Source organism: Streptomyces sp. NPDC058291 (assembly GCF_042880855.1).
Lineage (GTDB): Bacteria > Actinomycetota > Actinomycetes > Streptomycetales > Streptomycetaceae > Streptomyces.
The window spans coordinates 83,966-98,167 of the sequence record NZ_JBHVYK010000008.1 but is presented as its reverse complement, the minus strand read 5'-3'; the positions used below and the strand labels follow the sequence as shown (position 1 = coordinate 98,167).

General features: G+C 70.7%; 12 protein-coding genes. 2 read left to right on the top strand and 10 right to left on the bottom strand.

Annotated elements, in window-relative coordinates:
- Window positions 1–161 precede the first annotated feature (161 nt).
- Window positions 162–1,280 (top strand): glycerate kinase, encoded by a 1,119-nt coding sequence (locus ACFVYK_RS06345; RefSeq protein WP_389769340.1) that lies wholly within the window; start codon window positions 162–164, stop codon window positions 1,278–1,280.
- Between the two features lie 85 nt (window positions 1,281–1,365).
- Here the strand turns inward: ACFVYK_RS06345 and pssA are convergent, their stop codons facing one another.
- From pssA to ACFVYK_RS06300, 9 genes are all read right to left on the bottom strand, one after another.
- Window positions 1,366–2,184, bottom strand: coding sequence for a CDP-diacylglycerol--serine O-phosphatidyltransferase (pssA, locus tag ACFVYK_RS06340; RefSeq protein ID WP_109004883.1), 819 nt, complete (start codon window positions 2,182–2,184; stop codon window positions 1,366–1,368).
- 22 nt (window positions 2,185–2,206) lie between these two features.
- The gene (locus tag ACFVYK_RS06335; RefSeq protein ID WP_329415105.1) at window positions 2,207–2,863 is read right to left on the bottom strand and encodes a phosphatidylserine decarboxylase; all 657 of its coding nucleotides are present in this window, start codon (window positions 2,861–2,863) and stop codon (window positions 2,207–2,209) included.
- A gap of 170 nt (window positions 2,864–3,033) precedes the next feature.
- Window positions 3,034–4,239, bottom strand: coding sequence for an acyl-CoA dehydrogenase family protein (locus ACFVYK_RS06330; protein WP_389769219.1), 1,206 nt, complete (start codon window positions 4,237–4,239; stop codon window positions 3,034–3,036).
- 2 nt (window positions 4,240–4,241) lie between these two features.
- Window positions 4,242–4,754 carry a MaoC family dehydratase gene (locus ACFVYK_RS06325; RefSeq protein WP_389769216.1) on the bottom strand — a complete coding sequence of 171 codons (513 nt, stop codon included), beginning with the start codon at window positions 4,752–4,754 and terminating at the stop codon, window positions 4,242–4,244.
- Window positions 4,755–4,759: 5 nt separating this feature from the next.
- On the bottom strand, window positions 4,760–5,773 hold the full coding sequence (locus ACFVYK_RS06320; RefSeq protein WP_389769214.1) for an HpcH/HpaI aldolase/citrate lyase family protein: 1,014 nt from the start codon (window positions 5,771–5,773) through the stop codon (window positions 4,760–4,762).
- Window positions 5,770–7,818: a protein meaA gene (locus ACFVYK_RS06315; RefSeq protein ID WP_389769211.1), complete on the bottom strand. Its 2,049-nt coding sequence runs from the start codon at window positions 7,816–7,818 to the stop codon at window positions 5,770–5,772. Before ACFVYK_RS06315 ends, ACFVYK_RS06320 begins: the two co-directional genes overlap by 4 nt.
- A 17-nt stretch (window positions 7,819–7,835) precedes the next feature.
- Window positions 7,836–9,173: a crotonyl-CoA carboxylase/reductase gene (gene ccrA / locus ACFVYK_RS06310; RefSeq protein WP_389769336.1), complete on the bottom strand. Its 1,338-nt coding sequence runs from the start codon at window positions 9,171–9,173 to the stop codon at window positions 7,836–7,838.
- Window positions 9,174–9,612: 439 nt separating this feature from the next.
- Window positions 9,613–10,428 (bottom strand): TetR family transcriptional regulator, encoded by an 816-nt coding sequence (locus tag ACFVYK_RS06305; RefSeq protein WP_389769209.1) that lies wholly within the window; start codon window positions 10,426–10,428, stop codon window positions 9,613–9,615.
- Between the two features lie 136 nt (window positions 10,429–10,564).
- Window positions 10,565–12,370 carry a 3-hydroxyacyl-CoA dehydrogenase family protein gene (locus ACFVYK_RS06300; RefSeq protein ID WP_389769206.1) on the bottom strand — a complete coding sequence of 602 codons (1,806 nt, stop codon included), beginning with the start codon at window positions 12,368–12,370 and terminating at the stop codon, window positions 10,565–10,567.
- A gap of 479 nt (window positions 12,371–12,849) precedes the next feature.
- On the opposite strand from ACFVYK_RS06300, the gene ACFVYK_RS06295 reads away from it, so the two are divergent.
- Window positions 12,850–13,425, top strand: a complete 576-nt coding sequence (locus tag ACFVYK_RS06295) for an adenylosuccinate lyase (protein WP_389769204.1) — start codon at window positions 12,850–12,852, stop codon at window positions 13,423–13,425.
- A 66-nt stretch (window positions 13,426–13,491) separates the two neighbouring features.
- On the opposite strand, the gene ACFVYK_RS06290 is transcribed toward ACFVYK_RS06295, so the two are convergent.
- On the bottom strand, window positions 13,492–14,013 hold the full coding sequence (locus ACFVYK_RS06290; protein ID WP_389769333.1) for a GNAT family N-acetyltransferase: 522 nt from the start codon (window positions 14,011–14,013) through the stop codon (window positions 13,492–13,494).
- Between the last annotated feature and the right edge of the window lie 189 nt (window positions 14,014–14,202).

Sequence of the window (14,202 nt, the reverse complement as noted above, 5' to 3'; positions counted from 1 at the left end):
GCGCGCATCCTCGCCCGGCCGGTCCAGGGACCGGGCGCCGCATGACGGAGGGGGCGTCCGGCGGTTAAGGTCGCAGCGGCGCGACTGGCCCTGACGTGCGCGGGGCCCGGAGAGCAAGGGGATGCAAGGTGGCGGACGCTGCAGCGCAGGGCACCCGACGGGTGCTCGTGGCCGCGGACAAGTTCAAGGGCTCGCTGACGGCCGTGGAGGTCGCCGAGCGGGTGACGGCGGGGCTGCGCCGGGCCGTACCCGACGTCGAGGTGACGGCCCTGCCCGTCGCCGACGGCGGGGACGGCACCGTGGCCGCGGCGGTCGCGGCCGGCTTCGAACGCCGGGAGGTCCGGGTCGCCGGGCCGCTCGGACACGAGGTCGCCGCGGCGTTCGCGGTGCGCGGCGACACCGCGGTCGTGGAGATGGCCGAGGCGAGCGGGCTGCAACGGCTCCCGGCCGGCGCCTTCGCCCCGCTCACGGCGTCGACCTACGGCTCCGGGGAGCTGCTGCGCGCCGCACTGGACGCGGGCGTGCGGACGATCGTGTTCGGCGTCGGCGGCAGTGCGACCACCGACGGTGGCGCGGGCATGCTGTCCGCGCTCGGCGCCCGGTTCCTCGACGCGGACGGCGAGCCGGTCGCGCCGGGCGGCGGCGGACTCGCGGACCTGGCCCGGGCGGACCTCTCGCAGCTGGATCCTCGCCTGTCGACCGTGGAACTGGTCCTGGCGAGCGACGTCGACAACCCGCTGACCGGCCCGAAGGGCGCGCCGGCGGTCTACGGTCCGCAGAAGGGCGCCGCGCCCGACGACGTCGAGACGCTGGACGCGGCGCTCGCCCACTACGCGAAGGTCCTGGAGACCGAGGTGGGCCCGAAGGCTGCGGAGTACGCCGTCGCACCGGGCGCGGGCGCCGCGGGCGGCATCGGCTACGGGGCGCTGCTGGTCGGCGCCCGCTTCCGCGCCGGCATCGAGGTCATGCTCGACGTGCTGGGCTTCGCGGCGGCCCTGGAACCGGCCGAGCTGGTCATCACCGGGGAGGGGTCGCTGGACGAGCAGACCCTGCACGGCAAGGCCCCCGCGGGCGTCGCCGCGGCCGCCCGCGCGGCCGGCAAGGAGGTCGTCGCGGTGTGCGGGCGGCTGGCGCTCCCGCCCGAGGCGCTGGGACGGGCCGGCATCCGGCGCGCGTACCCGCTGACCGACGCCGAGCCGGACGTCGCCACGTGCATCTCGGACGCGGGGCCCATCCTGGAACGGGTCGCCGAGCAGATCGGACGCGACTTCCTGACCTGAGGGCGGTCCGACCGGCGCCAGGACGACCGAAGGGGCCCGAACCGGATGGTTCGGGCCCCTTCGGTCGTTCGACGACCGTCGTCCGTCACGGCAGCTGCGCCGCCCGGGCCTCGCGTCGGTTGTCACGGAAGTTGTTCACCCGGCGGGCCGTGGCGAACAGCGGGATGACCGCGCCCATGACCAGCTGCAGCGCGCAGCCCGTCTGGAGCAGGAGCTGACCGCTCGGGGCGTCGAACGCCCAGGCCGCCAGCAGCCCCATCGACAGCACGATCCAGGCGAGCATCGCGCCGGCGAGGCGGCCTCGCGGCTTCGGGTACTCGACCCGGCTCACCATCAGCCAGGCGGTGCCCAGGATGGCCATCAGCGTTGCCGCGAAGGGCAGCTCCAGGAGCACGATCGAGACGACCGTGAGCGCGCCGAACGGCGACGGCATGCCCTGGAAGGTGCCGTCCTTGACGGTGACGCACGAGAATCTCGCGAGCCTCAGCACCACGGCGAGCAGCACCACGATCGCGCCGACCGCCGCGACCCGCTGGTGCGCGTCGTCGGCGACCATGCCGTAGACCAGGACGAAGTACGCCGGGGCCAGGCCGAAGCTGATCAGGTCCGAGAGGTTGTCCAGCTCCGCGCCCATGGGCGAGGAGCGCAGCTTGCGCGCGACCAGGCCGTCGAAGAGGTCGAAGACGGCCGCGCAGAGCATCAGGATGACGGCCGTGGCCGCGCTGTGCCGGGCCATGCCCGACTCCTGGCTGCCGGTGAGGTGCGGGATCAGGATGCCCGTGGTGGTGAAGTACACCGCCATGAAGCCGCACGTGGCGTTGCCGAGGGTGAGGGTGTCCGCTATCGACAGACGCAGAGAGAGGGGCATCTCCTCCTCGTCGTCCACGTCGTCCGCCTCGGGCACCCAGCCCGCCTGGGTCTCCGGGTCAATCACGGTCAATGCGAGTCACCCCTGCCACGGTCTTCTGCCCCACCTCGACCGCTACCTCCACGCCCTCGGGCAGGTAGACGTCGACGCGCGAGCCGAAGCGGATCAGGCCGATCCGCTCGCCCTGCTCGACCTTCGTGCCCTCGGGGATGTAGGGGACGATGCGGCGCGCGACGGCTCCGGCGATCTGGATCATCTCGATGTCACCGAGCTCGGTGTCGAAGTGCCAGACGACGCGCTCGTTGTTCTCGCTCTCCTTGTTGAACGCCGGCACGAACCCGCCGGGGATGTGCTCGACCGACGTCACGGTGCCGGCCAGCGGCGCGCGGTTGACGTGGACGTTGAGCGGGCTCATGAAGATCGCGACCCGGGTGCGTCCGTCCTTCCACGGCATGATGCTCTGCACCACACCGTCTGCGGGGGAGATGACCCGGCCCGGGGCGATCTCGCGCTCGGGGTCGCGGAAGAACCACAGCATGCCCGCCGCGAGAGCGGTGGCGGGCACGGCGACGGCCTTGGCGGCGCCCGAGCGGCGGGCGCGCAGCAGGCTGACGGCTGCGGTGGCGACGGTCGGCAGGAGCCACGGCGATGCTCCGCGCGCGAGGCGTGCGCCTACCAGGCTGTCGCGGTGTGCAGAGGTTTGGCTGTGGGGCATGGATGACCTTCGTAGCGGATGATGCCGCGCTTCGACGGGGGGACGGCGGCTTTCCGCGATCGTAGCGGTTCGGGGCCACAACTGGGTAAGCCAGGAAGCGGAGTCGACGGGCGGGGGAAGTTGACAGGGTGTGATCTTCTTCTCGAAGAAAACACCCCCAACCCGGACAATCAGCCCTGGAACCGATACTCCTCGAGCAACCTGCGCCCGATGATCATTTTCTGGATTTCGGCGGTGCCTTCACCGATCAGCAACATCGGGGCCTCACGGTAGAGGCGCTCGATCTCGTACTCCTTGGAGAAGCCGTACCCGCCGTGGATCCGGAAGGAGTCCTCCACGACCTCCTTGCAGTACTCGGAGGCGAGGTACTTCGCCATCCCTGCCTCAAGGTCGTTTCGTTCTCCGGAGTCCTTTTTGCGCGCGGCATTCACCATCATCGCATGGGCGGCCTCGACCTTGGTAGCCATCTCGGCGAGCTTGAACTGGATCGCCTGGTGCTGGGCGATCGGCTTGCCGAAGGTGTGCCGCTGCTGGGCGTAGCGGACGCCGAGCTCGAAGGCACGCTGAGCGACGCCGCAACCACGCGCCGCGACGTTCACGCGCCCAACCTCGACTCCGTCCATCATTTGGTAAAAACCTCGGCCGGTGACCCCGCCGAGCACCCGATCGGCGGAAAGGCGCAGGCCGTCCATGATGAGCTCGGTGGTGTCGACGCCCTTGTAGCCCATCTTGTCGATCTTGCCCGGGATGGTCAGGCCGGGCCGGACCTCGCCGAAGCCGGGCTCCTTCTCGATCAGGAAGGTCGTCATCGACTTATGGCGGGCGGTGCCCTCGGGGTGTCCTTCGTCACTGCGCACCAGAACGGCCACCAGCGACGACGTCCCACCGTTCGTCAGCCACATCTTCTGGCCGTTGAGGACGTACTCGTCCCCGTCCTTCACCGCCTTCGACGTGATCGCGGACACGTCCGAGCCGAGAGCGGGCTCCGACATGGAGAACGCGCCGCGGACGTCGCCGGCCGCCATCCTCGGCAGATAGTGGTCCTTCTGCTCCTGCGTGCCGTGCTGCTTGAGCATGTACGCCACGATGAAGTGGGTGTTGATGATGCCGGAGACGGACATCCAGCCGCGGGCGATCTCCTCGACGCACAGCGCGTACGTGAGGAGCGACTCGCCCAGACCGCCGTACTCCTCGGGGATCATCAGGCCGAACAGGCCCAGCTCCTTGAGGCCGTCGACGATCTGCTGCGGGTACTCGTCTCGGTGCTCCAGCTCGGTGGCGACCGGGATGATCTCCTTGTCCACGAAGTCGCGGACGGTGGAGAGGATCTCCTGCTGGACGTCGGTCAGACCGGCGGTCTGGGCGAGTCGCGCCATGACTACTTCTCCTGCTCCTCGAGCCGGGGCCGGCCGGGCTGCTCGCCGCCGCGCTCCTTGATGTACGTCTCGGTCGGCACCATGACCTTGCGCCGGAACACGCAGACCAGCGTGCCGTCCTGCTTGTAGCCCTTGGTCTCGACGTAGACGATCCCGCGGTCGTTCTTCGACTTCGACGGCCACTTGTCGAGCACGGTCGTCTGACCGTAGACGGTGTCGCCGTGGAAGGTCGGCGCCACGTGCTTCAGCGACTCGATCTCCAGGTTGGCGATCGCCTTGCCGGAGACGTCCGGCACGGACATGCCGAGCAGGAGCGAGTAGATGTAGTTGCCCACGACGACGTTCTTGCCGAAGTCGGTCGTCTTCTCCGCATAGTTCGCGTCCATGTGGAGGGGGTGGTGGTTCATGGTGAGGAGACAGAACAGGTGGTCGTCGTACTCCGTGACCGTCTTGCCCGGCCAGTGCTTGTACGTCGCCCCGACCTCGAACTCCTCGTAGGTGCGTCCGAACTGCATCGCGCTCAGGCCTCCGGGATCTCGAACTTCGACGTGCGCCGCATGCCCGCCGCGCGCCCCTTGCCGGAGATGACCAGGGCCATCTTGCGACTGGCCTCGTCGATCATCTCGTCGCCGAGCATCGCCGAGCCCTTCTTGCCGCCCGCCTCGGACGTGTAGTAGTCGTACGCGTCCAGGATCAGCTCGGCGTGGTCGTAGTCCTCCTGCGACGGCGAGAAGATCTCGTTGGACGCCTCGACCTGGCCCGGGTGGAGCACCCACTTGCCGTCGAAGCCGAGGGCGGCGGCCCGCCCGGCGACCTCGCGGTAGCCGTCCACGTTGCGGATCTGCAGGTAGGGGCCGTCGATCGCCTGGAGGTCGTTGGCCCGGGCGGCCATCAGGATCTTCATCAGGATGTAGTGGTAGGCGTCCGCCGGGTAGCCGGGCGGCTGCTCGCCCACGACCAGCGACTTCATGTTGATCGACGCCATGAAGTCGGCCGGGCCGAAGATGATCGTCTCGATGCGCGGCGAGGCCTGCGCGATCTCGTTGACGTTGTTCAGGCCCCGCGCGTTCTCGATCTGCGCCTCGATGCCGATCCTGCCGACCTCGAAGCCCATGGTCTTCTCGATCTGCGTCAGGAGCAGGTCCAGCGCGACGATCTGCTGGGCGTTCTGCACCTTCGGCAGCATGATGCAGTCGAGATTGGGACCGGCGCCCTCGACCACCGTCACGACGTCGCGGTACGTCCACTCGGTCGTCCAGTCGTTGACCCGGACCACACGCGTCTTGCCCGTCCAGTCGCCCTCGTTGAGGAACTTGACGATGGTGTGCCGCGCCTCGGGCTTGGCGAGCGGCGCGCACGCGTCCTCCAGGTCGAGGAAGACCTGGTCCGCCGGGAGGCCCTGCGCCTTCTCCAGGAACCGGGGGTTGCTGCCCGGAACGGCGAGACACGAGCGCCGCGGACGCAGACGGTTGAGAGGGTGTGCGGCGGAGCCGCTCGCCGAAAGGGCGGTGGTGGGCGACGGGTGGGCGGTCATGCGGGGACCTCCAGGGGGTCGAGCTTGTTCGCTTTCCGGATCTCGTCGACGATGCGGCCGATGATTCCGGTGATGTCGAAGTCCTTCGGGGTGAAGACCGCGGCCACGCCGGCGGCCCTGAGCTGTTCGGCGTCTCCATGGGGGATGATGCCACCGGCGATCACCGGGATGTCTGTGGCACCGGCCACACGGAGCCGTTCGAGGACGTCCGGCACCAATTGGGCGTGCGAGCCGGAGAGGATGGACAGGCCCACGGCGTGCACGTCCTCCTCCAGCGCCGCGTCCACGATCTGCTCGGGCGTCAGCCGGATGCCCTGGTAGACCACCTCGAACCCGGCGTCCCGCGCGCGCACGGCTATCTGCTCGGCGCCGTTGGAGTGCCCGTCCAGGCCCGGCTTGCCGACCAGGAAGCGCAGCTTGCCGACGCCCATGTCGTGCGCGGTCACCTCGACCCTGCGGCGGACGTCGGCCATGGCCGAGCCCGCCTCCGCCGGAACCGCCACCGGCGCCGACGAGACCCCGGTCGGGGCGCGGAACTCGCCGAACACCTCGCGCAGCGCCCCGGCCCACTCGCCGGTCGTGACGCCGGCGCGGGCGCACTCCAGGGTGGCCTCCATGAGGTTGGCGGTGCCCTTGGCCGCCTCCTTCAGCTTCTCCAGCGCCTTGCACGGGCGCGGGTGGTTGAAGGGCGGCTGGTACCGGGTGTCGCGCCAGTGCTGCAGGGAGGCGATGACACGCGCCTCGACCGCCGGGTCGACCGTCTGGATCGCGGTGTCGAGATCGGCGGTCAGCGGGTTGGGCTCGGTCGTCTCGAAGATGTTGACGCCGATGATCTTCTCCTGCCCGGACTCGATCCGGGCCCTGCGCTCGGCGTGCGAGGAGACGAGCTGCGACTTGAGGTAGCCGGACTCGACGGCGGCCATCGCGCCGCCCATCTCCTGGATCCGGTCGATCTCCGCGAGGGACGCGTCCACCAGCTCGGCGACCTTCGCCTCGACGACGTGCGAGCCCTCGAAGATGTCCTCGTACTCCAGCAGGTCGCTCTCATGGGCCAGGACCTGCTGGATGCGCAGCGACCACTGCTGGTCCCAGGGCCGGGGCAGCCCGAGCGCCTCGTTCCAGGCCGGCAGCTGGACGGCCCGCGCGCGGGCGTCCTTCGACAGCGTCACGGCGAGCATCTCCAGCACGATCCGCTGGACGTTGTTCTCCGGCTGCGCCTCGGTCAGCCCCAGGGAGTTGACCTGGACGCCGTAGCGGAAGCGGCGCTGCTTGGGGTTCTCGATGCCGTAGCGCTCGCGGGTGACCCGGTCCCAGATGCGGCCGAAGGCGCGCATCTTGCACATCTCCTCGACGAAGCGCACGCCCGCGTTCACGAAGAAGGAGATGCGTGCGACGACGTCGCCGAACTTCTCGGCCGGGACCTGTCCGGAGTCGCGGACGGCGTCCAGCACGGCGATCGCGGTGGACATCGCGTACGCGATCTCCTGCACCGGTGTGGCCCCGGCCTCCTGCAGGTGGTAGCTGCAGATGTTGATCGGGTTCCACTTCGGCATGTGGGAGACCGTGTACGCGATCATGTCCGTCGTCAGCCGGAGGCTCGGTCCCGGGGGGAAGACGTGCGTCCCCCGGGACAGGTACTCCTTGACGATGTCGTTCTGGGTCGTGCCCTGGAGCCTGGTGACGTCCGCACCCTGCTCCTCGGCGACGACCTGGTAGAGCGCCAGCAGCCACATGGCGGTGGCGTTGATCGTCATCGAGGTGTTCATCTGCTCCAGGGGGATGTCCTGGAACAGCCTGCGCATGTCGCCGAGGTGGGCCACCGGCACGCCGACCCGGCCGACCTCGCCGCGGGCGAGGACGTGGTCGGAGTCGTAGCCGGTCTGGGTGGGCAGGTCGAACGCGACCGACAGACCCGTCTGACCCTTGGCGAGGTTGCGCCGGTACAGCTCGTTGGACGCCTCGGCCGTGGAGTGACCGGCGTACGTGCGCATGAGCCACGGCCGGTCCTTCTCCCGCTTTCCTTCGGCGAACTGACGCTCAGTCATCTATGACCTCGGGTGTCTCAGATGTTGCGGAAGCGGTTGATGGCGTCGATGTGCTGGGCGCGCTTCTCCTCGTCGCGCACGCCCAGCCCCTCCTCGGGGGCCAGCGCGAGGACGCCGACCTTGCCCTGGTGGAGGTTGCGGTGCACGTCGTAGGCGGCCTGGCCGGTCTCCTCCAGGGAGTAGACCTTCGACAGCGTCGGGTGGATCCTGCCCTTCGCGATCAGCCGGTTGGCCTCCCAGGCCTCGCGGTAGTTGGCGAAGTGCGAGCCGATGATCCGCTTCAGGGACATCCACAGGTAGCGGTTGTCGTACTCGTGCATGTAGCCGGAGGTCGAGGCGCAGGTGGTGATGGTGCCGCCCTTGCGGGTGACGTAGACCGAGGCGCCGAAGGTCTCGCGGCCCGGGTGCTCGAAGACGATGTCGATGTCCTCGCCGCCGGTGAGCTCGCGGATGCGCTTGCCGAAGCGCTTCCACTCCTTCGCGTCCTGCGTGTGCTCGTCCTTCCAGAACTTGTAGTCCTCGGCGTTGCGGTCGATGATCGCCTCGGCGCCCATGGCCCGGCAGATCTCCGCCTTCTGCGGCGAGGAGACGACGCAGATCGGGTTGGCGCCGCCGGCCAGCGCGAACTGCGTGGCGTAGCTGCCGAGGCCGCCGCTGGCGCCCCAGATCAGCACGTTGTCGCCCTGCTTCATGCCGGCGCCGTTGCGGGAGACCAGCTGGCGGTAGGCGGTGGAGTTGACCAGGCCCGGGGCCGCCGCCTCCTCCCAGCTCAGGTGGTCCGGCTTGGGCATCAGTTGGTTGGACTTGACCAGGGCGATCTCCGCGAGGCCGCCGAAGTTGGTCTCGAAGCCCCAGATGCGCTGCTCGGGGTCGAGCATCGTGTCGTTGTGGCCGTCCGAGGACTCCAGCTCGACCGACAGACAGTGCGCGACGACCTCGTCGCCGGGCTTCCAGGCGTTGACGCCCGGACCGGTGCGCAGGACCACGCCCGCGAGGTCGGAGCCGATGACGTGGTACGGCAGGTCGTGCCGCTTGGTGAGCTCGCTGAGCCGGCCGTAGCGCTCCAGGAAGGAGAACGTCGACACGGGCTCGAAGATCGAGGTCCACACCGAGTTGTAGTTGACCGAGGAGGCCATGACGGCCACCAGGGCCTCGCCCGGTCCGAGCTCGGGCAGTGCCACCTCGTCCAGGTGGATCGACTTGCGCGGGTCCTTGTCGCGGGTCTCCAGGCCGGCGAACATCTCCGCCTCGTCCTTGTGCACGGTGATCGCGCGGTAGGACTCGGGGAGCGGCAGAGCGGCGAAGTCGGCCGGGGTGGACTCCGGCGACTGGATCGCGTCCAGGATCTTCTGCATGGTCACGGTGTTGCCTCCGGCGGTGAGCGCCCTGAGGGCGGGGCGCTGAGGGTTACGGCGGTGCTGCTGAGGGTGGGATGGAACGTGCCGTCGGTTCGGCGGGTGCTGTTCGGCAGCGCTTTGTGGCGCGGGAGGTTGCCTGTGACGCAGGCGTCCGGGCGCGCAATCCATGGGGTTGCGGGGACAGCCGGCGTACGTATGGTCTCTGCACGCCGGCCGCCCGGACACCTTCAACGTATGACACCGCGTGTCACCTCGCAAGGCACTGAGTGCCAGAAATTCCTCTCAGATGAAATCTTTACGTAACACATGAGCGATGATCGATCGAACGCGGTCGGAAATCCGCGCGAAAAGGTGCTCTGACATGCCAAAACGGCCACCCCGAGGGGTGGCCGTCATCACAGCGGCAAGCGGACTCGATCGGGACCCGCCGCGGCTCTCAGCGCTCCTTGAGCGCCTGCTCGATGGTGCGCATGACCTCGTCCAGCGAGGCGTCGGTCCGGGCGACCGTCACCAGCACCTCGCCCTGCGCGGAGACCGCCGCCGGAGCCGCCTGCGGGCCGCCCGCGCCGCTGCGGCCCGCTCCGATGCCCGTGCCGAAGGTCTTGCGGACGATCGCGAAGGCGTGGTCGAGCTGGGCCTCGACATCGCCCTGCCCGCCCGCCCTGAGCCAGCGCCGCAGCACGTGGTTGTGGGCGGTGACCACGGCGGACGCGGCCACCTCGGCCAGCAGCGGGTCGTCGTTGGCGTCGTCGTCGTGGGCGTGCTCGTCGAAGTGGCCGAGGAGGTAGCGGGTGAAGAGGCGCTCGTAGCGGGCCACCGACGCGATCTCCGCCTCGCGCAGGGTGGGCACCTCGCGCGTGAGCTTGTAGCGGGCGACCGAGATCTCCGGCCGGGCCGCGTACATCCTCATGACCTCCTTGATGCCACGGCACACCGTGTCGAGCGGATGCTCGTGCGCGGGGGCCGCGTTGAGCACGGCCTCCGCCCGGATCAGGGTGTCGTCGTGGTCGGGGAAGATCGCCTCTTCCTTGGAGCGGAAGTGACGGAAGAAGGTGCGGCGGGCGACCCCGGCCGCGGCCGCGATCTCGTCGACCGTGGTCGCCTCGTACCCCTTCGTGGAGAACAGCTCCATGGCCGCGGCCGCCAGTTCTCGGCGCATCTTGAGCCGCTGGGCGGCCGCGCGGCTGCCCGCGGCGCTCTCGGGCGCGTCGGGCGTGACGGGTGTGCGTGAGGACCTGGCGGGCTGGGACATGACCCGAACGTACTGCATGTGCGCAGCTCGGTGCGCGTGTCCGGGTCTCCCCCCGACCCCGGCGGGCGGGGGCCCGCCGCCGGGTCCGAGCAGCCCGCCCCAGTCCTCGCGCGCGGGGCGCCGGTCGCCGGGCCCGTCAGCGGCGGGCATATTCGCGGAAGCCACGGCCGGTCTTGCGGCCGAGGCAGCCCGCGGCCACCAGGTGCTCCAGGAGCGGGGCCGGGGCCAGGCCCGGGTCGCGGAACTCGCGGTGCAGGACCTTCTCGATCGCGAGCGAGACGTCGAGTCCGACCACGTCCAGCAGCTCGAAGGGGCCCATCGGATAGCCACCGCCCAGCTTCATCGCCGCGTCGATGTCGTCGAGGGTCGCGTAGTGCTCCTGCACCATCTTGATCGCGTTGTTGAGGTACGGGAAGAGCAGCGCGTTCACGATGAAGCCCGCGCGGTCCCCGCAGTCGACGGCGTGCTTCTTGATCCGGGCGCACACCTCGCGGACCGTCGCGTGGACGTCGTCGGCCGTCAGCACGGTGCGGACCACCTCGACCAGCTTCATGGCCGGCGCCGGGTTGAAGAAGTGCATCCCGATCACGTCCTGCGGGCGCGAGGTGGCGCGGGCGCAGGCGACGACCGGCAGCGAGGAGGTCGTCGTGGCGAGGACCGCGCCCGGCTTGCAGACCTTGTCCAGGACGGCGAACAGCTGCTGCTTGACCTCCAGGTCCTCGGCGACCGCCTCCAGGGCCAGGTCGACGTCGGCGAACGCGTCGTAGGAGCCGGCCGGGGTGATCCGGTCCAGGATCTGCGCGGCGGCCTCCGCGGTCAGCCGGCCCTTGTCGACCGAGCGGGACAGCGACGTGCCGATCCGGGCCTTGGCGGTCTGCGCCTTCTCCTCGCTGCGGGCGGCGAGGACGACGTCGTAGCCGGCCTTGGCGAAGACCTCGGCGATGCCGGAGGCCATGGTGCCGGAGCCGGCGACGCCGACCGAGGCGACCGGCCGGCCGGCCGACCCGGCCCCGCCGGACAGCGGCGTCAGCGCGTCCGGGACGACCGTCGCGCTGCCGGGGGCGTCGTAGGTGTAGAAGCCGCGGCCCGACTTACGGCCCGTCAGGCCGGCCTCGCTGAGCTGCTTGAGGATGGGCGCGGGGGCGTGCAGCCGGTCGTGGGACTCGGCGTACATGGCCTCCAGGACCGTGCGGGCGGTGTCGACGCCGATCAGGTCCAGCAGTGCGAGCGGGCCCATCGGCAGGCCGCAGCCCAGCCGCATCGCGGCGTCGATGTCCTCGCGGGAGGCGTAGCGGGCCTCGTACATCGCGGCCGCCTGGTTGAGGTAGCCGAACAGCAGGCCGTCGGCGACGAAGCCGGGCCGGTCGCCGACCGCGACGGGCTCCTTGCCGAGGTCGAGGGCCAGCTCGGTGACGGCGGTGACGGCGGCCGGCGCGGTCAGCACCGAGGAGACCACCTCGACCAGCTTCATCGCCGGCGCCGGGTTGAAGAAGTGCAGGCCCAACACCCGCTCGGGGCGCGCCGATTCGGCGGCGAGGCGGGTGACGGAGAGCGCGTTGGTGCCGGTGGCCAGGATGGTCTCGGGACGCACGATCGCGTCCAGGTCACGGAAGATCTGCTGCTTGATCTCGTACGACTCGGGAGCCACCTCGATGACCAGGTCGGCGTCGGCGGCCGTGCGCAGGTCGGTGGAGACGCGGACGCGGGCCAGGACGGCCGTGCGCTCCTGCTCGGTGAGCCGGCCGCGCTGCACCGCGCGGGCGGTGGAGGTCTCCAGCGCGGCGAGGGACCGCGCGGCCTGGGTCTCGCTGACGTCGACGCCGATCACCTCGCGGCCGGCCTTGGCCAGGACCTCGGCGATGCCGGTGCCCATGGTGCCGAGGCCGATGACGGCGATCGTCTGGAGCGGGGACAGAGGGGTGTCGGACAGGGGAGCGGCCATCGCGGGACTCCAGGAATGAGGTGACGACTGGGAAATGCGCCCGGGTGCGCCGGAGAGACCTCTGCGAGGCCCGGGCGCACCGGGTGCACGGAAAGGAGTGCGGGTGTTGTTGCCGGGCTGCGAGCGCACACGCCCGGTGCCGTCGCCGCGGGCGTGCACACGCCCGGAGACGAACGGGGGATCCGACCGGCCCTGTCCCGTGGCCGGGTCGTACAGCGGTACGCGTGGTACCGAACCGACGTCTCGCGGCGACTGCGTCACCAGGCCGCCACGAGAGGTGCTGCGAGTGGATGTCTCGCTCGTATGAGCTTAACCGGTGGGTAACGAGCGCGCCAGCCCCCTTCCCTGTGACGTGTTCCGCATCGGGTCACGCGTCGGGCGCCGGCCGTCCCGCTCCGGGCAGGGGGTCATGCGCCCGCTCGTGCTCCCGTGTGCCGCCGCGCGCCGTATGCCCCGGGAGCCTGTCCTAGGCTCGGCACATGGACGAAGAGTTGCGATCCCTCACGGAGCGCTTACGGCGCGAGGCCGGCGCGACGGCCGCGTACGAGCGGCTGGCGGCCGCCGCGGACCCCGACGAACTGGCCGACCTGCTCACCGAGCCGGGGCAGCCCCTGTGGGCCAGGGAACTGGCCGCGTTCCGGCTGGGCCTGGCCGGGGACCGGCGCGCCTTCGAGACGCTCGTCCTGCTGCTGAACCACCGGGATCCGCCGCGCTGCGCCTCCGCCGCCCACGCGCTGGCCCGCCTCGGCGACCCCCGCACCGCCCGCGCCGCGGCCGCCCTGGCAACCAATGAACTGCGGGTCGCCTACGCCCTGCACCCCGTCCGGCTGCTGGTGGAGCTGCGCGCGCCCGAGTCGGTGCCCGCGCTGATCACGACGCTCCAGCGGCGGCTGCGGCCGCACGACCCCTACCGGCGGGTGGCCCTCGCCTGCGTGGAGGGGCTGGGCGCGCTGGGCGACGGGCGGGCCCGACCGGTGCTGAACGACGCCCTGGCCCACCCGGTGCTGGCGCAGGCGGCCGTGCACGCCCTGGCCCGGATCCCCCGGCAGAGGTGACGCGTCATCAGAAAAGCTGAATCTGTGCGGCGCTGACGCACCCTCAGGACGGACGGGTGTGAGCGCTCAAGCCGTGGGGGAGGGGCTTCGCAGGGGCAGACGTCCCCCGTGGCGCACCTCGGGCACGGCGACGCCCGCCACCTCGAAGGACGTCTCGGCGCCGTCCGCGGGCAATCCGGCCCGCTCGTAGAAGCGGCGGGCCGGGACGTTGTCCCTGAGCACCCAGAGCCGCATCACGGGGTGCCCGAGGGCCTCGGCACGCCGTGCCGCCGCGTCGAGCAGGACGCGCCCCACGCCCGTGCCGATGTGCTCGACGGCCACGTAGAGGGCGTACAACTCGGCTTCGGCCGTGCGGACTTCGCTGTCCCGGCAAGCGCCCAGGGCCGCCCAGCCGACCACCGTCCCGGCCCGCTCGGCGACCAGGTTCACCACGTCGGCGCCGCCCTGCCCGAAGCCGGCCCGGCGGTTCGCGGCGTCCTCGGCGACGCTCAGCGCGTCCAGGTACGACCGTGGCATCAGGCCCCGGTAGGCCCGCTGCCAGCCGCGGACGCGGATCTCCGAGACGCGCTCCACGTCCGCGAGCGTCATCTCCCGCACCAGCGGGGCCCCGACCGGTGTCACTCGCCCACCACCGCGAACGCCTCGATCTCCACCAATCCTGATCGGTTCGCTCATGAGTACATGGTGGACCAACCCCGGCGACGACGTCCCCCTCGTCCCGACGCCACGACGCCACGACGCCACGACGCCACGACGCCACGACGCCACGACGCCACG

Coding starts and splice junctions, on each gene's coding strand:
- ccrA (WP_389769336.1), bottom strand. CDS start 9,173: ATGCAGAAGATCCTGGACGCGATCCAGTCGCCGGAGTCCACCCCGGCC.
- ACFVYK_RS06335 (WP_329415105.1), bottom strand. CDS start 2,863: ATGCCCCACAGCCAAACCTCTGCACACCGCGACAGCCTGGTAGGCGCA.
- ACFVYK_RS06305 (WP_389769209.1), bottom strand. CDS start 10,428: ATGTCCCAGCCCGCCAGGTCCTCACGCACACCCGTCACGCCCGACGCG.
- ACFVYK_RS06315 (WP_389769211.1), bottom strand. CDS start 7,818: ATGACTGAGCGTCAGTTCGCCGAAGGAAAGCGGGAGAAGGACCGGCCG.
- ACFVYK_RS06290 (WP_389769333.1), bottom strand. CDS start 14,013: ATGACGCTCGCGGACGTGGAGCGCGTCTCGGAGATCCGCGTCCGCGGC.
- ACFVYK_RS06295 (WP_389769204.1), top strand. CDS start 12,850: ATGGACGAAGAGTTGCGATCCCTCACGGAGCGCTTACGGCGCGAGGCC.
- ACFVYK_RS06300 (WP_389769206.1), bottom strand. CDS start 12,370: ATGGCCGCTCCCCTGTCCGACACCCCTCTGTCCCCGCTCCAGACGATC.
- ACFVYK_RS06325 (WP_389769216.1), bottom strand. CDS start 4,754: ATGCAGTTCGGACGCACCTACGAGGAGTTCGAGGTCGGGGCGACGTAC.
- ACFVYK_RS06320 (WP_389769214.1), bottom strand. CDS start 5,773: ATGACCGCCCACCCGTCGCCCACCACCGCCCTTTCGGCGAGCGGCTCC.
- ACFVYK_RS06330 (WP_389769219.1), bottom strand. CDS start 4,239: ATGGCGCGACTCGCCCAGACCGCCGGTCTGACCGACGTCCAGCAGGAG.